The organism is Nonomuraea sp. MTCD27, from assembly GCF_041950495.1.
In the GTDB taxonomy this organism is placed as follows: Bacteria; Actinomycetota; Actinomycetes; order Streptosporangiales; family Streptosporangiaceae; genus Nonomuraea.
Genome location: NZ_JBGNUW010000047.1, coordinates 14,686 through 32,335 on the forward strand (window position 1 = coordinate 14,686; position 17,650 = coordinate 32,335).

A 17,650-nucleotide genomic window follows, 5' to 3' on the forward strand; every position below is an offset into this window, starting at 1 on the left:
GGGGTGCGCCGGGGTTCAGCGGAACAGGGAGTTGACGTAGTCGGCGCCGATCCCGACCTTCTCGTAGTGCTCGCGGCACATCTTGATGTAGTCGTGCACGTCGAAGAAGCCGTCGGGGTCGCCGTGCTCGTCCAGCCAGATGAGCGGGCCCTTGACGATGAAGAACGTCTTCATCGGCTCGTCGCTGTCGTAGGCGACCAGCGTGTGACCCTCGCCCGGGGCCTCGTAGACGAAGTCGCCCGCGGTCGCCGTCCAGGGCCGCTCCAGGTAGCCCCACTTGCCGGAGATCGTGTACGCGAACACCTCGTGCGGGTGGTAGTGCCGGTTGACCAGCCCCGCCTCCTTGGCCCGCAGGATGTCGGCCCAGCTGTTGTCCTTGACGTTGATCCACAACGGCCGGGAGCCGACGGTCTCGGTGAACGGCACGTAGTAGCGGTCGTCGTCCGTGGCGACATTGGACAGGTAGACCTCGGGGAGGGCGTCGGGGCGGAAGGAGTTCTCGATCGGCTTGAGGTCCTTCCAGAACTCTCCGGTAGGCATGTCGGGCATGTGAACGGCCCCTTTCGTCGCTTGTTTCCCGGAAGTGAATCCTGGAGGGGCCGGTGCCGTCTTTCCCGTGGAAGACCTGGCCGCTTGCATATTCCGGACATCCACCGGCGGCCGGCACAACCAGGCTCGGCCCCGCCCGGCACGGTCCCGAGCCGCAGACCAAGAGCCGCCACCAGCACCTGGGCAGCCTCGGCCGCAGGAGCCATCCACCCTCCACGGGATCGACGATCACCGTGGTTCCGTCGGGCAGAGCCGAATCCTCGGCGGAGGCGTCGAGTCTCGCCTTGGCGGGACCGCTCCGGGGCGGCCGAACCTGGCACCGGCGCGAGCGACAGCCGCCGCAGCCGATCGGCGAGGATCTCGTCGTCCCGGGTGTCTCCCGGGTGGTCCACGCTGGGCAGCAGGCACTCCCAACTGGCGTCGAGCACGTCCTGGGCCTGCCCCTGGGCGACCACGAGATCGTGCGACGGGACCACCACGCACTGCTGGCCGAAGGCACCGTGACCGTGGTAACCGTGACGCGACATCCAGAACTGGTAGCCGTAGCCGCAGCTGAAGTCGACGTCGTCCGACCCGTCCTCGAACGGCAGGCTGTCGATGTGCCGTCTGGTCGCGAGCTCCACCCGTTCGCGCGGGACGAGCCGCCGGTCGCCCCAAAGGCCTCCGCGCAGCAGCAGTTCACCGAAAGCGGCGACAGCCTCGGTCGTGAGGTGCAGCCCGTGGAATCCGAAGGCGGCACCGCCCAGAGGCGTGCCAGTCGAGGTCTTCGCCTCCTCGATCACCACGCTGGTGACCGGCAGTCGGCAGATCACGGTGAGGGGCTGGGTGTGGAGCCCGGCGAACCGGTCTTCGATGACGATGGCGTCGTCATGTATGAGGGGCGGCTGAGTGCCCAGCGGTCGTCCTCGTCGGTCGGCCGGGCAGGGCTCAGCTTCTGGCGGGACGGGATCGGCTCCCGCGTTCAGTCGTCCCCCGGGCCCTGCCGGTCAGATCGCGATCTGCTGGTCGTGGTCGCGCAGCATGCGCAGGGGCAGAGCCATGGACGCCGGCGCCGCCGATGGTCTTGCCGCGGGCGCGGGCGGATTCGTGGCCCTCCAGGGTGCGGTCGCGGATGTACGGCCGACGCTCAGAGGCAGTCCAGGTAGGCGGCGAAGCGGCGGGTCTCGTCGGGGGACCCGGCGTACGCGATGTGGCCGTCGGGCCGGATCAGGAACAGGCGAGGCCGGCGGGCGCCGTAGAGCGCGTGCAGCGCCGTCTCCGCCGCGGGCACGGCGTGGACGCGTACGTCGATCGGGTGGCGGCGGAGCATGTCCTCGACCCGCTTCCAGTGTGCGGCCGCCGGGCCGGGTTGGGGACCCTCGAACAGCAGCACGTGGTGCCGGGTGCCGCCGATGACGTCGAACAGGCTGCCGCCCGTGGAGCCGACGCGGCCGTACGGCGCCCGGTCGCCGGGCCGCGGCCCCCTGCCCGAGGTTCCGGCGACGGCAGGGCTGCCCCGGTAGCCGATCCAGGTCTGCGAGAACAGCCGGAAGACGGCGGACCGGGCCGCGGGCAGCCGCGTCAGCGGTCCGATGAGACGACCGGCGAGGTGGGACCTGATCCAGCGGGCGGCCGGGTGCCGCAGGGTCTCGAGCGCGAAGCCGCGGTCGGAGCCGCGCAGCACCGCCACCGCGACCGGACGGCGCTCGGCCTCGTAGGAGTCGAGCAGCCGCTCGTGCGCCTGCCCGCGCGCCACCAGCGCGAGCTTCCAGCCGAGGTTGAACGCGTCGCCGACGGCCAGGTTCATGCCCTGCCCGCCGGCCGGGCTGTGGATGTGCGCGGCGTCGCCGACGAGGAAGGCGTCGCCGGCCCGGAACCGTCCGGCGATCCTGCTGTGCACCCGGAACAGAGCGGTCCACGGGGCGGCGGTGATCCGGGCGTCAAGGCGGAAATAGGTGTCGAACCAGTCCTGGATCTGGGAGAGGGGCACGTCGCCGTAGGGCTCGTGGGAGACCTCGCCCCGGGCTCCGGGTGCGCGGCGGGCCGGCGGGGCGAGGCCGGGCGGGACGGCCCCGAAGAGCCGGTACCGGCCGCCGGCCAGGCGGAACAGGCCGACGAAGCCGTCGCGGGTCAGATCGAGGCGCAGCGTGCCCGCAGCCGGGCCGGAGCCGGCGGGGAAGGCGAGGTCCACGTCGGCGAGCAGGCCGGTCTGGTCGTAGGTCCGGCCGGCGAAGGCGAGGCCGAGGGCGTGCCTGACCATGCTGCGGGCGCCGTCCGCGCCCACCACCCACCGGGCCTCGATGGTGGCGTGCTCCCCGGTCGCCCTGCGCACCGTCGCCCGCGCACCGTCCGGGCCTTCGGCCAGAGCGACGAGCTCGGTGTTCCAGGCGACGTCGTGGCCGCGTTCGGACAGCCACTCGAGCAGGAGCCGTTCGGTGCGGTCCTGTTCCAGGCCCAGCGCGTACGGGAACGGCGTGCGGGCCCACGGCCCGGCGAACGGGAAGCCGCCTGCCCGGCGTCCCCGTTCGAAGATCTCGACTCCGGTCATCGGCACCCCCTGCGCCACCGCCCGATCGGCGAGGCCCAGCCGGTCGAGCAGCTCAAGCGTGCGCACGTGCAGGATGGCCGCGCGGGAGTGGGTGTCCGGCCCCTTTTTGGCGTCCACGATCGTGACGTCCACGTCGTGGTCGGCGAGCACCGCGGCCAGCACCAGCCCGGCCGGCCCCGCGCCGACGACGAGCACCTGGGTGCGCATGGTAGCGCCACCGCCCCTCATCGGCCCTGTCCCTCGACACTCTGACCGTGCGGCGGCATGGGCGGGACGCGTACGTGCTCGGGCCGGACGCCCACGCCGAGCAGGCGGCTCATCAGCGCCCGCACGAACGGTAGCCGGGCGATCGCGCTGAAGTCGGGCGGCTCGGCCTGTGCGCGGAGCGCGCGATCGATGCCGAACCGCTGGGCGCCACGCTGCAGCGCCTGGGTCGCCACGGTGGGCGCCCACCTGCGCCGCTGCAGGGCGGCGGTCGCTCGGTCGGGGACCGGCTCACCCTTCGCCTGTGCCCGTCGCAGGTGCCCGGTCAGGAGGTTGGCAGCGGCGACGGCGTCCTGCACCGCGAGGTTGATGCCCACCCCCGCGATCGGCGACATGGCGTGGGCGGCGTCGCCGATCAGCAGCAGCCCCGGCGCGTGCCAGCGGCGCAGCCGGTCGAGCCGGACCTCCAGGAACCGGGTGTCGTCGAAGCCGGTCACCTCGCCGACCCGGTCGGCGAGAAAGCCGACCAGGCTCGCGACATCGTCGCGCAGTGCCTGGATCCCGGCTCTTCGCAGGTCGTCGTGGCCGCCCTTGCGGATCATGTAGGCGATGTTCCAGTACGAGCCCCGGTTGATCACCGCGACGGACTTTCCCGCGGCCATGCGCAGGTGGTAGCCCTCGTCCGGATCGGTGGCGCGGCGGGAGACCCGGAACTGCAGCACGTCCATCGGCGCGCCGAATTCGCGCGGACGCAGGCCGGACGCCCGGCGCACCGCGGAGTGCCGGCCGTCGGCGGCCACCGTCAGGTGGGCCCGCACCTCGTGCTCGCCGTCCGGGCCGCGGAAGCGCACGCCGGTGACGCGCCCGTCCTGCCGCACGACGTCGTATGCCTCGGCCCGCATGAGCAGGCGGAAGTGGGGATGGCGGGCTGCCTCGGAGGTCAGCAGGTGGAGCAGGTCCCACTGCGGAACGAACGCGATGTAGGGATATCGCAGGCCAAGGGTTGAGAAGTCCGCCACGTCCAGCCGGCGGCCGTCGCGGACGAACCCGACTGTCGACACCTTGTGGTGCGGCAACGCCAGGAACCGGTCGATCAGCCCCAGCTCGTCCAGAACGTCGAGGGTGGACGGGTGGACGGTGTCGCCGCGGAAGTCGCGCAGGAAGTCGGCGTGCTTCTCCAGCACCACCACCTCGACCCCCGCCCGGGCCAGCAACAGCCCCAGGACGGCGCCGGCCGGGCCACATCCGGCCACGCACACGGTTGCCGTCGTCGTCGGTTCAGTCACTCCGCATCACCCCTTCGCCTTAGTAGACGTCAGCGTTCCTTATGTTGGGAGCAGAGTAGCCATCGCAAGATTGGAGACGCAAGCGTCTACTATTGCGGCCATGGCCGACAGCGGAACCCAGGAGCAGACAGCGACACAGAGCCGCCGCCGCGGCGCCGTGCTGGAACGGGCGATCTACCGGGCGACCCTGGGCGAGCTCGCCACCCTCGGCTACAACGGCCTGACGATGGAGGGCGTGGCGCGACGCGCGCAGACCGGCAAGGCCGCCCTCTACCGGCGCTGGCCGTCCAAGAAGGACCTCGTCCTCGACGCCCTGCTCCACGCACTGCCCGAACCCCGCGAGATCACCGCGTCCGACTCCGCCCGGGACAACCTGATCGCCGCGCTCACGATCATGTCCGACGCTCTGGCCGGCGAGATGACTCGTCCCGGCCTCGACGTCATGCTGGAATTGCTCCGCGAGCCGGAGCTCAGGCAGGCGTTCGGCGCCAGGGTCGTCGAACCGCGGCTGCGCCTCGTCGAGGCCATCCTGCACCGAGCCGCCGCGCGCGGCGAGATCAAGGCCGGCGCGGAGCTCCCGCTGATCGCCCGGACCGGCCCCGCCCTGGTCATCCAGACGTTCCTGCTCACCGGCGAGCCACCCGCGGCCGCGGAGCTGTCCCGGATCGTGGACGCCGTCCTCATGCCCCTGCTCACCGAGCCCGGCCGACCGGAGGGTCGGACGTGAGTGCGTACGGCTTGACGAACCGGTGCGTGAGCCGTCCGCCACGACGCACCCGGCCTGGGCCGGCGCGTTCCCGGAACGCTTGACCACCCCAGATGGCCGCCGAGGCCGTCGTAGGCTCCAGGAGGGCATGCGTAGACGAGTGGGGCAGCGGGTAGCGCGATGCGGATGGGGTCAACTCCTGCATCCGGACCGCGGCGCCGGCTCATCGCTCTCCTGATCGCCGTCATGCTGCTCGGCATCACCGAGTCCATGATCGGGCCGTACCTCGTGCTGTTCGGCGCCGACCGCCTGCAGCTGTCTGTGCTCGAGATCGGCGTCTTCATCTCCCTGACAGCGGTCAGCGGCATGGCTGCCAGCGTCTGGCTCGGCCGTCGCTACGATCGCCGCCCCGGCCGGTGGCCGGCGGTGCTGGCCGCCTCCCTGGCGGGGACGGGGTATCTGCTGCTCGTGGTGACCACGTCGTATCCGCTGGTGCTCCTCATCGGCGTGCTGTTGCTCGGCGCGGGCACTGCGGTGTTCCCGCAGCTCTTCGCGCTTGCCAGGAGCCACACGGACGGGACGACGGCCAGGCCGGGCGGCGGCACGCCCATCCTGCGCTCGGCGTGGTCGCTGGCCTGGGCGATCGGCCCCCTGGCGGGCGGTGCGCTCGTGGCCGGGGCCGGCTACTCCTGGCTGCTCGGGGTCACGGCCTGCGGGTTCTGCCTCGTGGTCGTGGCCGTGCTCGGGCTCGACGCCCACCCGCCGCAGGCGTCCCCACCTGTCGAGGCGGCCACGGACCGGCCGCTCACCTCGCGGACCGTGGCCCTGTCGATCGCCGGCTTCGCCCTGTTCCACGTCGCGATGTTCTCGGGCGCGGTGGCATTACCGCTGTACGTCACGCAGGTGCTGCACGGCTCGGCCGGTGCGGTGGGACTGATGTTCAGCGTCTGCGCGGCGGCGGAGATCCCCGCGGCGCTCGCCCTGCTGCTGTTGCCCCCTCGCTGGAGCAGGGGCCGCGTGATCCTGATCGGCATGGGGCTCATGGTTGTCTATTTCGCGCTCGTGGCGGCGTTCACCGGCATCGTGGCGCTGGTGCTCATTCACATCGCCCGAGGCGTCGCCATCGCCGTCGTGGGCGCGCTGGGCATCAGCCACATGCAGGACCTGCTGCCGGCCGCCCCCGGCCGGGCCACCACCTTGTTCGCCAATACCGCGACGGCCGGCTCCCTCGTGTCCGGCATCGCCGCCGGCGGCATCTCCCATGCCCTCGGCTACCGAGCAGCCCTGCTCGTCTGCGCCGTGCTCAGCGGGGTGGCATGGCTGCTGTTCCTTCTCGCACGGCTCCGGGCAACGGTCGAGACGGAGGGCTTCGTCGCCGAGCCTGCGCCACCACGCTGAGCGAACCTGGAACAGGGATCTGTTGAGGGCCTGCTCCCTCGTGGGGCGGGGAGCGTGGTGGAGGTCATGGAGGGCCGAAGGGATGCGCCCGCGTTGCGGTGGAGGTTCGGGCCGCTCGACAACCCCAGATGACGATGGCGGCGATCAGTTCACCAAGGGCATGCGCAGCACCAGGCACGTTCCCTGGCCGGGGTCTTCGATGGTCAGGGTGCCTCGGTGGGTGTGGGCGATCTCGCGGCAGATGGCCAGGCCCAGGCCGGTGCCCTTCTGGTCGCGCTCGCGTGACTCCGGGAGCCGGGCGAAGCGTTCGAAGACGATCTCGCGGTGTTCGGGAGCGATGCCGGCGCCGTCGTCGAAGACCGCCAGGACCGCGGTGTCGTCCTCGGCCCTGACCGCGACGGTGACGGCGGTGGCGGCGTGGCGCTGGGCGTTGTCCAGCAGGTTGGCCAGCAGCCTGGACAGCAGCAGCCGGTCGGAGGAGACGACCACGTCCGGCGCCAGGCCGGTGCGGATCGGGACGCGGCCCGGTGCGCGGCGCCGAAGCTCGGTGCGGACGAGTTCGGCCAGGTCGGTGCGCTGGTGCTGGGCCGTCCGGTCGGCGTCCAGGCGGGCCAGGGTGAGGATGTCCTCGGCGATCGCCTGCTGGCGTTCCACGTCGCTGAGCAGGTCTTTGGCCATGCGCGGCCAGTCGACCGCGTCCGGGTCCATCAGCGCTTCCTCCAGTCGCAGGATGGCGCCGGTGATCGGGGTGCGCAGGTCGTGCGAGGCCTCGGCGGTGAAGCGCCGCTCGCGTTTCACGGCTCCCTCCAGCAGTTCCAGGGTGTGGTTCACGATGGTGGCCAGGTAGCGGATCTCGTCGTGATGCGCCGGGACGGGCACGCGGTGCCCGAGGTCGGTCACGGTGATCTCGGCGAGCTCGGCGGTCATGTCCTCCACCGGACGCAAGGTACGGCCGACGAGGTGATACGTCCCCAGCGCCACAATGGCCAGCCAGAGCGCCGAGCCGGCCAGGAGCCGGGCCGCCAGCTCCTGGCTCACGTACCACGGAGGAACCGGCAGCGCGCTGTAGACGATCAGGTCGCCACCGAGGGCGGGAACCCACATCGCCGCGATCATCATGCACTGGCCGGGAAACCCGGGCACGTCACACAGCCGCCGATCCATGGCCGAGTGGCGCCGCGACGGCACGAACGTGGCCATCCGCGGCCGGCCCTGGAACCGGCCGCTCGCCGACACCACCCGCCCGGCACGATCCACGAACTGCATCGCGGCCACTTCCCAGACGTGCAGGACCGGCGGCGGAGCGTGGTGCGCGAACCGATGCAACATCTCCAGGTCCGCGCTGTAGAGGTGCCTGAGCCGATGGTCCGTCACACGATCGTGTCGGTGATCCAGTATCAGCCATGCCGTGAGCACACACAGCACCGCCGCCACCATGGTGGCCAGCATCGTCACCCGCGCCCGGATGGACCACGTGGACCACCCCACACGCCTGAGACGCGCACCTACCCGCGATCCGAAGTGCACGACCCGCCGGATCAGATCCCGCACGGCGTGCTGCTGCTCCTGACCATTGGGCACCTCTTGCACAGCAGCCACCCCCGTCCCGGTGGTCCCGGGCCGCTCCATTCCCCATGCAGCTTCCCCTGACCAGCGGAAACAAGCCTGTAGCCTGTGGCGTAGCCGCCGACGAAGATCTCAGAGAAGATCACGAGCTGTGCCCCCTGGGCGGACGCCCGGCCCAGGAGTTCGCGGCAGCGGCGCGACGGCCGGGGGATGTCCCGGGCTCGCAGCACACCGTCGCCGGCCGCGCAAAGAATGGCGAACGCGCCGAAGTCTTGTTCCGGCCCCCTTCTGCGCGCCGACGTTTTGCACGGAAACGGGCAACTGCCGAGCGAGCCGCTTGCCTTGCACGTGTAAGCCCATCTGGACGGGCGGGGAACGATCACTCGGCGCAACCCGATACCTTGCCATGCAAGGTATCGGGTCGTACCGTGGTCTCATGTCTGAGGGCGCCGAGGCGCCGCCGGGATCGGCGGCCATCGCTCGTCTGCATCGCGAGCTCGCCCGCGGCACGACCGAGTTGGCCGTGCTGTCCGTCCTTGGCGTTCGCCGTCGATACGGCTACGAGCTGCTGAAAGTGCTGCGGGAAACGGGCGAGGGAGTCCTGGAGGTCAAGGAGGGCACGCTTTATCCGCTGCTGCACCGGCTGGAGGATTCCGGCCACATTCTGGCGACCTGGGAAGCGGAGGGGCGGGCCAGGCCGCGCAAGTACTACGTCATCACCCCGGAGGGTCGCACGTACCTCGCCATGCTGCGCGCCCAGTGGAGCAGCCTGGTCGACGGGATGCGACAGCTCCTCGACACACTTGGCGAGGTGCAGGAATGAGCGACCAGCACGAGATCATCGACGACTACACGGAGCGGGTCGGGCGCCATCTGATGGGTCCGGCCAGGGACAAGGCGAAGGCGGAGCTCGGCGCGCACCTGTCCGACGCGGCCGAGGCGGGAGAGCTGGACCATGCCCTGAGCCGGCTCGGCCCCCCGAGACAGGCGGCGGCCACCTTCTCCGACTTACGATCCGCACCGCCCGCTCCCATCGGCGCGCGGCTGGCCGCGGTCGTGATCGACAACATACCGCTCGTCGGCGTCACGCTGGCGCTGCTGACGACGGGGATCTCCCGGATCGCCGAACTGGGGAACGGCTTCGCGCTGGCGTTCCCGCCCTTCGTGTACGCCAAGATCGGTGACGGTTGCGTGAGCGTCGGGCCGCCCGTGCTCTGCGACGTCGGCGTCTACGACTACGCCGGGCTCCTCTACACGCTGGGCGTGCCGCTCGCCCTGCTCTGGTCGATCGTCGGCCTGGGGGTGGTGGAGGCCTGGACCGGCGCGACCCCGGGCAAGCGCCTGCTGAAACTGTGCGTCGTGACCGAGGCCGGGCTGCGCATCCACCCGGCCAGCGGCATCGTACGGCGGCTCAGCGTGGTGCTGGGACCGGCCGCCTGGCTGGACTGGCTGCCCTTCGTGTGGGGGGACCGGCGCCGGGTGCTCGACCTCCTGACCGGGACCAAGGTCGTGCGGGCGGCGCGATGAAGCTCGCCGTCCCCTACGGCGCGCGGCGGTCGGCTGGTTCCTCCGCGTCCGTCGGCAACCCGCCCCAGATGACCATCGCTCGGGGAGCTGTGTGGAACGTCCGGTCCGGCCCGTTCGTCGTCATTGCGTGACCCTCTCCCCGGAGCTTGACGAGCGGCTGCGCGAGGCGGCCGCCAGGATGCACCGCGCCGAGCACGTCCGGCGCCTGCGTGAGGCCACCGCGCAACAGATCGAGGACGTCCGCGGCACCCTGGCGGATCTGGAGTTCGAGCTGGCCAAGGAGGAGCGTGACGTCGCCCGGCTGGAAGGCGGGCTGTCCGCCGTCCTGGCCCGCATGCTGGGCAACCGCGAGGAGCGGCTGGAGCGCGAGCGCGCCGAGGCGGTGGTGGCCAGGGGACGCGTGGACGGTCACCGCGCCCGACTGGCGCAGCTCGAAGCCGATGCGGCGGCGGCCGCCGCCGAGCTGGCCGTGCTCGACCCCGCGTCCCGGGAGTATGCCCAGTTGCTGGCCGAGAAGGAGCAGCAGCTCATCCGGAGCGGCGATCCGCGGGCGCGTGAGCTGGCCGACCTCGGCGCCGCGATCGACCGGTCGAGCGCCGAGCTGCGCGAATGTGCGGAGGCCCGCCAGGCGGGGCAGGGCGCGCACGAGGCGCTCGGCGTCGTGCTGCGCTTCCTCGGCTCCGCCAGGAACGCCTCCACCTTCGACGTGTTCGGCGGCGGCCTGCTCGCCGACGCCTTCGAGCACGACAAGCTGACCAGCGCCGACAAGGCCGCCTGGCATGCCCAGCGGGCTCTGGACGTCTTCGCCCGCGAGCTGGCCGACACCGGGATCGCGGCCCGGCCGGTGATGCCCAAGGTGGACACGCGGTGGTTCGTGGACGCCTTCTTCGACAACATCATCAGCGATGTGCTCAAGCACCAGCGCATCGAGAAGACCAGGGCCGAGGTGACGAAGCTGGCGCAGTGGGTGCGCGGCACCGAGGCGTACCTGAAGGCGCGCCACGCCCAGTTGCTGGCCGAGCGCTCCCAACTGCTGACCAGGCGCAAGGAGCTTCTGCACCCCGCATAGCCACTCCTCGAGGACCTCTGCAACGGGAATGTCCCCGGGCCGCCGACGCCGGCGGCCCGGCCTACTTGATCGCGCCCGCGCCGATGCCCTTCACGATGTGCCGCTGCGCCATCAGGTAGAAGATCACGACTGGCACGATCGAGATGGTGGTGGCGGCGAGGAGGATCTGCTGCTGTGGCGTCTCGGCGGAGGTGAAGGCGGTCAGGCCGCGCTGGATCGGCATGAGGGAGTTGTCCTCGAACAGGACGAGCGCCATGAGGTACTCGTTCCAGGCGCCCAGCCCCTGGATGACCGCCACGGCGGCGAGGCCGGGCCGGGCCAGCGGGAGGATCACGTTCCAGAAGACGCGCAGCGGGCCGGCGCCGTCCAGCGCGGCCGCCTCCTCCAGGGCGCGGGGCTGGCTGACGAAGAAGCTGCGCATGATGAGCGTGGACATCGGGATGCCCGAGGTGATGAGGATCAGCACGTAGCCGACGGGGTTGTTCGTCAGGTTCAGCGAGATGAGCAGCTTGTACTGGGCGAGGAACATGGCGGGTGCGGGGATGATCATGACGGCGAGGATGACGAACGTGAACACGCCCTTGCCCGCGAAGTCGAGCCGCGCGAGCGCGTACCCGGCGAGGCTGGACACCAGCAGGATGCCGATGACGGCGGATCCCGTGTAGAGCACGCTGTTGCGCAGGTAGACGCCGAGCTCTCCTTGGACCCATGCGGTCACGTAGTTGTGCCACTGCGGGTCGGCGGGCAGGAAGCTCTTGTTCGACAGCAGCTCCGTGAGGCTCTGCAGGGATCCGGACACCATCCACAGCAGCGGGAACAGCGCGATCAGCGCGGCGACGCCCAGCAGCCCGTACAGTCCGACCTTGTGGAGGGGCATCCTGCGTCGTGCCGGAGCGGTGGACATCTGGCTGCTCATACGCGGGACCTCCGCCTGGTGATCGCGAGCTGGACCACGGACAGCAGCACGAGTGCGCCGCCGAAGACGACCGACATGGCCGCGGCACTGCCGTAACGCCAGTTGACGAACGCCTCGTTGTAGATCGCGAGGGTCGGCACCATCGTGTGGTGACCGGGTCCGCCGTTGGTCAGCACCTGCACGGTCCCGAAGATCTGGAGCGCGGCGAGCAGCGTGAGCAGACTGACGATCGACGTGACCGGGGCCAGTTGCGGCCAGGTGACGTACCGGAACTTCGACCAGCGGTTCGCGCCGTCGAGCTCGGCGGCCTCGTACAGCTCCTTCGGCACGTCCTGCAACCCCGCGAGGAAGAGCAGGAAGCCGAACCCCCAGTGGAACCAGACGAACACCGCCGCCACGGCGGGCAGCGCGACGGCCGGGTCGCCCAGCCAGTTCTGCTGGAGCGCGCCCAGACCGGCCAGGCCGAGCAGCCGGTTGAGGATGCCGGATCCGGGGGCCAGGATGAAGGAGAACAGCAGGCCGACGACGACCACCGACAGCACGCCCGGCAGGTAGAAGACGGTGCGGAAGAAGGTCTTGCCCCGGGTGACGCTGTTGACGGCCAGCGCCATGCCCAGGGCGACTCCGTTGCCGACGACGAAACCGACGACGCCGAAGAACAGGACGTTGCGCATGGACGCCCAGAAGATCGGGTCGGAGGCGACGAAGTCGTAGTTGTCCAGCCCTACCCATGGGGTGTCGGGGCTGACGCCGTCCCACGACTGGAAGCTCAGCAGGATGGCTTGCGCGAACGGCGTGATCGTGAAGACCCCGACGAGCGCGACGGCCGGTGCCAGGAACAGCCAGCCGATCAGGTTGCGCCGGAGAGCGCGCCTCCCGCGCGGCGCCCGAGATGGACGCCGTGCGGGAATCGCGAGGTGCTGCGTCGTCATGACGTACGGTCCTGCGCCGCCTGGATGGTGGTGAGTGCTTCGTCCACCGTCGTCTCGCCCAGCACCAGGCGCTGGGACTCCGCTCTGATCGCGGTGATCACGTCCGGCGTGAAGGTCGTCGACATGACCTGCATGGTCTTCACCCCGGCGGCGAAGCCCGCGAGCTGGCCGGGGATGTCCGTGCCGGCGAGGAGCTCCGGGTTGCTGGGCAGGATGCGGGCGGTCTTGGCGAACACCGCCTGCTGGGCGGGCTCGGTCAGCCACTTCACGAACGCGAGCGCCTCCTTGGGATGCTTGCCCCTCGGGTTGATCACCGCGCCCTTCCCGGGGATTCCCGGCGAGCGGGGGTCGTGGACGCTTCCGGGAGCCTTGGGGAGCCCGGTGGAGAAGTAGTCGTCGAATTCCGGGTTCGTCCTGAGGCCGACCGCGATGCCGGGGGCGGCGTCGAAGATGGCGCCCATCGACTTGGTGAAGAAGGACGACTCCACGTTCGGGTGGTCGTCCTGGCCGCCGGGGATGGAGTCGTCGGCGAGGACGCCGGCCTTCTTCAGGTCGAGCAGGAATTGCAAGGCGTTGCGCCAGCCGTCCTGTTTCCAGCTCGCCTTCCCGTTGAGGGTCGCTTCGATCTCGGCGTCCGTCAGCCAGTTCGAGGCGAGGCCCTGGATGATGTTCGGCGTCTGAGAGGCCGCGATGGAGAATTTCGCCTTCTTCGCGGCGAGCGCGTCGATGAACTCGGTCGTCGTCGCCGGCGGCTTCTCCGCCGACATTCCGGTCAGCGCCGGGTTGATGAGGAAGCCGTACGTCTGCGTCTCCCAGTGCACCGAGTAGATGCCGGGCTTGACCCCGAGGTTGTTGCCCTCCCGGAACGTCGACATCCTGAGCACGGCGGGGCTGAAGTTCTTGCTCCAGCCGGCGTTCAGCTCGGCGGAAAGGTCCATCGCCCAGCCGGCCTTGTAGAACGGCGCCATCTGGGACGCGTCGAAGGACGAATAGATGTCGGGCATGGATCTGGACTGCGCCTTCGCCTGCAGCTTGGGCAGATAGTCGACCGGTCCGGGAGTGTCAATGGTGATCTTGACGCCGGTCTTCTCGGTGTACTGCTGCGCGAGCTGGGTGAGCGCGGCCTCCTGCCCGCGCGACTGGTTCAGGAAGGTCAGTCCGGCGTCCCCGGTGCTGGTGGATTCGCCGGATGACGAACAGCCTGCCAGGGCAAGCGCCCCGACGATCGCCAATGATCCCGCGGTCGCGATGATGGTGCGGCGGCGGGCGCCGCGTGCTGTGAATGTCGTACCCATGGTCCTCGCCTCTGGAAGCCTTGGATGGGAAGGCGGCCACTCTTGATGCCCGCCCCGGCATTTCCGGTGGACGCCGTGCAATGCCGATGAAGTGGTTCTGGCCTGTCAGTCGGCTGCCGGCCGACCGTTCTCCTTCCGTGTCCGTGAAGATCCGCACAGGACGCCGGGGCGGGGGAGCGCCCCCAGCCCTTCTGACGTGAGGATCCAGCCGTCGGGAAGCTCCGCCCCCTGGTTCACCGCTGTGGCGAGGTGCGCCATCGCGGCCAGCAGCCCTCCGTTCGCCGGTAGATAGATCGCGAGGAATCCCGGCAGTTGCGGATTGTGTCCGTTGGGGAGGAACACGTTCTTCGGCGACGGGAGCAGGAGGGCGTCGATCGCCCGGCCGACATCGCCGAGGCGGGCCGCGGTCATCGCCATGACCGGGTAGTCCCAGCCCCAGCTGGACTGCAGGTCCCAGCGCTCCCATACGGCATCGAGAGTCGCGGACATCGTGGCCGGTTCCACGAGGTCGGTGTCCGGCAGCCACCCCAGCGCCATGAGCATGGACGGGTGATCCTTCCGGATGAGCCACGGCGGCGTCGCGAGGGCGGCGTACGTACCGTCGGGGAGCAGGGCGGGCCGGCGCATGTTCCGCGCCACCCGCTCCCACTCCTCGCTCGGCTCGAGACCGAGCTCGGTTCTCCACTCGTTCGCCACGCCGAGCGCCCACCACCAGTACGCCAGCTCGAAGGTCGGATCGGCGTTCGTCGCCCGGTCTAGGAGGTAGCTCTCCTGCGCGGGGATGAGCGGCGGCGGCAGCACGAAGGCCCCGTCGCGTTCCTCGGCGAAGTCGGCCATGAAGTCGGCGGTCGCCTCGACGAGCGGGTAGTGCTCACGCAGGAACGACTTCTCGCGCCCCTCGCCGCGCAGCAACTCCAGCAGGTGGATCACATGCGGCTGCTGCCACAGCAGGAAGACGCCGATGTTGCTCGGCGACTCGCGCGCGGACGGGTCGGTCTGCTTCGGCCAGCGGGCCCCGCGATACCCCTGCCGGCGAGCGGTCGCCTTCGCCGCCTCGAGGGCGCCGTGATACCAGTGCAGGCTGCGCTCCAGCAGGTGCCCCCGGCCCCACATCGGGAAATGCGCCGCGTGCCACCAGTGCATCTCGAGGTGGAACTTGCCCGACCAGGTGTTGTACGTCAGACCGGACTCCGCGGGAGGCGTGCTCCCGGCGCTGTTGACGGCTGTGAGGTACTGCGAGAGAACGACGCGGCGTTCCAGCTCTGCGGCGCGTGTGTCCGTACTGCCGGCGAGGCTGATCGCGGCACCGGTGCTCCAGTGCTCCGCCCACCACGTTCGCGCGGACGCGCTGACGGCGGGGAAGTCGTCCCTGTCCGGCTGCCGGTCCTGATCGGGCGTCAGCGTCACCACGACCTCGAGAACGGTGGCGCCCGTGTGCGCGACGACCGAGTCGGCCCCTTCACGCAGGCTGCCGGTGGTGCGGACGCCCACGCCGTAGGTCAGCGCCTCCACCGTGCGCCGCGCGTGCCAGTGGCGCTCCGTCCACTGGTGCCAGACCGTCTCCTGCGCGAGCGGCAGTTCGAAGGCGGCCAGGTCGTCCGGCTGATCGTCGAACACCCAGGCGACGCCCCAGCCCCGCGGCAGCAGGCCGGACTCGACGCGCACGGCGAAGCGATGATCCCGCGGGTCGGCGACGGTGGTGACGTGGACGCGCTCGCCGTCGAGGACGTACGCGGCGTGGATCGTTCCCGTCCACAGGTCGAGCTCGGTGCGGACGTTCGTCAACGCGGCCGGGTCGTCGAGCCCCGTCCCGTCGGGGCGGACCAGCGCCAGGCGGCCGAGGTGAGCGCGGCGGGGATTGAAGTGGTACCACGCGCCCGCGACGAACTCCTCGGCGATCGGGTCGCCGGCCCGTTGCAGGCCCATGCGGTCGAGGTAGGGCACCGGGCCGCGGGACGTCTCGTACAGGGTGGCCGCGTCCTCCAGCCGGAGCTCCCGGCCGGGGCGCGTCTCGTACCAGCCCCAGGTCGACTGGGTGCGCAGGGGGATCTGGAAGTCGTCGGCGTCGAAGACGCGCGGGCGCTGCTCGGGCAGGCCGGACAGCCCGTCGTGAGCGACGCGGTGCGGGTCGGGGACCAGCTCGTGGAAGGACGGGAACGTCTGCAGCCCGGAGATGTCGACCGTGAGCGCGATGTCACCGTTGCCGACCGTGAGGACGTCAGCGGGGTGCGCGGACGTCAGCACGGGGTTGTGCCGTCGCACGAGCCGGCGCCGGTCGATTGCTTCGGACATCCTCGCCCTTCCTGGATTCCTGAGTTTCACGCCAGCTCCCGTCGCCTCGGACGGTGCGGTGCGGTCGCCGCACCCCGGAGAAAGCCGTCGGGGAAGGTGCGCATTCGTCTCTCGATCATGTTCCGGGGCGACCTGGGTCGCCTGCGAGGCCGGGACGGGCCCCGAGTGCGAGTTAACGTAGCCGTTACGTCGCGCATGGGTCAAGGAAAAACGTGTACCGGTCTACGACATCTCTGCTAGCCATTCGCGTACGATCCCCGTCGTTCGCTAAGGTTCATAAACCGGTCTACATACGCGATGATCTCGACGTCGTAGGATCGGCAGGACTTGGCTGGAGGATAAGGGGATGCCCATGGTCGCGCCGGAGCGACGACGCAGAGTGACCATTTCCGACGTGGCGAAACACGCCGGGGTCTCCAAGGCGGCGGTCTCCAAGGTCATCCGGAACGACTACGGGGTCAGCGACGCCATGCGCGACCGCGTCGGGCGGGCCATCGACGAGCTCGGCTACCGCCCCCAGGCCGCCGCGCGGGCGCTGCGCGGGCGGGCGTTCACCATCGGCGTGCTCATGCGGCACATCGGGATCCCGTTCTACGCCGAGATCATGACCGGCCTGGTCGATCAGCTCGCCGAGTCCGACTACCAAGCGATCATGATCCAGGGAGGCACCCTCGACAAGACCGAGAAACGTGCCCTGGACGCCTTGATAGACCGGCAGGTGGACGGCATCCTCATGATCGCTCCACTCGTCGGCCGCACCCGGCTCGAGCAGGTGGCACGCGAGTTCCCCACCGTGGTGCTGGGCCGCCACGACAGTTCACCGGCCTACGACCTGATCGTCGACGACGACAGGGTCGGCTCCGAGCTCGTCATGGAGCACCTGATCGCGCTCGGCCACCGTCGCATCGGGCACATCACCTTCCAACAGGAGCACGAACGGGCGGCCGACCAGATGCCGCGCATCAGAGCCGAGACCTACGAGCGGGTGATGCGGGACCACGGGCTCGCCGACGAGATCGCCGTCGCCGTCACCTCATACTCGGAGGAAGGCGGCTATGACGGCGCACGCGAGCTGCTGAGCCGCGATCCGCGCCCCACCGCGATCTTCGCCGGTTCCGACGAGGCGGCGCTCGGCGTGCTGGCCGCGCTGCACGAGGCGGGCCTGTCCGTCCCGGACGACGTCTCCGTGGCCGGCTACGACAACACCAGGCTGGCCGCCCATCCCAACATCGCGCTGACCACCGTCAACCAGGACGGAGTCGTCATGGGCCGGATGGCCGGGCGGCTCCTGCTCGAGCGCATCGAAGGCCGCACATCGCCGGTGCACTTCTCGGTCATTCCGAGCCTGGTCGTCCGGCGCTCCACCGCCTCTCCCCGCTGACG

14 protein-coding genes are annotated in these 17,650 nt (G+C 70.4%); 6 read left to right on the forward strand and 8 right to left on the reverse strand.

What is annotated here, in order from left to right:
- Positions 1–15 precede the first annotated feature (15 nt).
- The 3 genes from ACBJ59_RS60975 to ACBJ59_RS60985 all read right to left on the reverse strand — a co-directional run bounded on the left by ACBJ59_RS60975 (position 16) and on the right by ACBJ59_RS60985 (position 4,566).
- Entirely contained in the window at positions 16–549 is a 534-nt protein-coding gene (locus ACBJ59_RS60975) for a 2,4'-dihydroxyacetophenone dioxygenase family protein (RefSeq protein ID WP_375119069.1), read from the reverse strand.
- A 1,126-nt stretch (positions 550–1,675) separates the two neighbouring features.
- A complete protein-coding gene (locus ACBJ59_RS60980; protein ID WP_375119070.1) occupies positions 1,676–3,283 on the reverse strand; it encodes an FAD-dependent monooxygenase in 1,608 nt (535 codons plus the stop codon).
- 17 nt (positions 3,284–3,300) lie between these two features.
- Entirely contained in the window at positions 3,301–4,566 is a 1,266-nt protein-coding gene (locus ACBJ59_RS60985; RefSeq protein ID WP_375119071.1) for an FAD-dependent oxidoreductase, read from the reverse strand.
- 100 nt (positions 4,567–4,666) lie between these two features.
- On the opposite strand from ACBJ59_RS60985, the gene ACBJ59_RS60990 reads away from it, so the two are divergent.
- On the forward strand, positions 4,667–5,293 hold the full coding sequence (locus ACBJ59_RS60990; protein WP_375119072.1) for a TetR/AcrR family transcriptional regulator: 627 nt from the start codon (positions 4,667–4,669) through the stop codon (positions 5,291–5,293).
- 165 nt (positions 5,294–5,458) lie between these two features.
- Complete coding sequence (locus ACBJ59_RS60995) at positions 5,459–6,670, forward strand: MFS transporter (protein ID WP_375119073.1); 1,212 nt, start codon at positions 5,459–5,461, stop codon at positions 6,668–6,670.
- Positions 6,671–6,814: 144 nt separating this feature from the next.
- Here ACBJ59_RS60995 and ACBJ59_RS61000 read toward each other — a convergent pair whose 3' ends face one another.
- A complete protein-coding gene (locus ACBJ59_RS61000; protein WP_375119074.1) occupies positions 6,815–8,044 on the reverse strand; it encodes a sensor histidine kinase in 1,230 nt (409 codons plus the stop codon).
- Between the two features lie 628 nt (positions 8,045–8,672).
- On the opposite strand from ACBJ59_RS61000, the gene ACBJ59_RS61005 reads away from it, so the two are divergent.
- The 3 genes from ACBJ59_RS61005 (at position 8,673) to ACBJ59_RS61015 (ending at position 10,832) form a co-directional block, all read left to right on the forward strand.
- Positions 8,673–9,059 carry a PadR family transcriptional regulator gene (locus ACBJ59_RS61005; RefSeq protein ID WP_375119075.1) on the forward strand — a complete coding sequence of 129 codons (387 nt, stop codon included), beginning with the start codon at positions 8,673–8,675 and terminating at the stop codon, positions 9,057–9,059.
- Complete coding sequence (locus ACBJ59_RS61010) at positions 9,056–9,763, forward strand: RDD family protein (protein WP_375119076.1); 708 nt, start codon at positions 9,056–9,058, stop codon at positions 9,761–9,763. The genes ACBJ59_RS61005 and ACBJ59_RS61010 overlap by 4 nt, the downstream gene beginning before the upstream one ends.
- Before the next feature lie 127 nt (positions 9,764–9,890).
- Entirely contained in the window at positions 9,891–10,832 is a 942-nt protein-coding gene (locus tag ACBJ59_RS61015; RefSeq protein ID WP_375119077.1) for a hypothetical protein, read from the forward strand.
- 61 nt (positions 10,833–10,893) lie between these two features.
- On the opposite strand, the gene ACBJ59_RS61020 is transcribed toward ACBJ59_RS61015, so the two are convergent.
- From ACBJ59_RS61020 to ACBJ59_RS61035, 4 genes are all read right to left on the reverse strand, one after another.
- A complete protein-coding gene (locus ACBJ59_RS61020) occupies positions 10,894–11,748 on the reverse strand; it encodes a carbohydrate ABC transporter permease (RefSeq protein WP_375119078.1) in 855 nt (284 codons plus the stop codon).
- On the reverse strand, positions 11,745–12,680 hold the full coding sequence (locus tag ACBJ59_RS61025) for a carbohydrate ABC transporter permease (RefSeq protein ID WP_375119079.1): 936 nt from the start codon (positions 12,678–12,680) through the stop codon (positions 11,745–11,747). The genes ACBJ59_RS61020 and ACBJ59_RS61025 overlap by 4 nt, the downstream gene beginning before the upstream one ends.
- Positions 12,677–13,975, reverse strand: coding sequence for an ABC transporter substrate-binding protein (locus tag ACBJ59_RS61030; RefSeq protein WP_375119080.1), 1,299 nt, complete (start codon positions 13,973–13,975; stop codon positions 12,677–12,679). The genes ACBJ59_RS61025 and ACBJ59_RS61030 overlap by 4 nt, the downstream gene beginning before the upstream one ends.
- A 105-nt stretch (positions 13,976–14,080) precedes the next feature.
- Positions 14,081–16,267, reverse strand: a complete 2,187-nt coding sequence (locus tag ACBJ59_RS61035; RefSeq protein WP_375119081.1) for a hypothetical protein — start codon at positions 16,265–16,267, stop codon at positions 14,081–14,083.
- Positions 16,268–16,661: 394 nt separating this feature from the next.
- Between ACBJ59_RS61035 and ACBJ59_RS61040 the strand changes: the two genes are divergently transcribed.
- Positions 16,662–17,648: a LacI family DNA-binding transcriptional regulator gene (locus tag ACBJ59_RS61040; protein ID WP_375119082.1), complete on the forward strand. Its 987-nt coding sequence runs from the start codon at positions 16,662–16,664 to the stop codon at positions 17,646–17,648.
- Positions 17,649–17,650 lie beyond the last annotated feature (2 nt).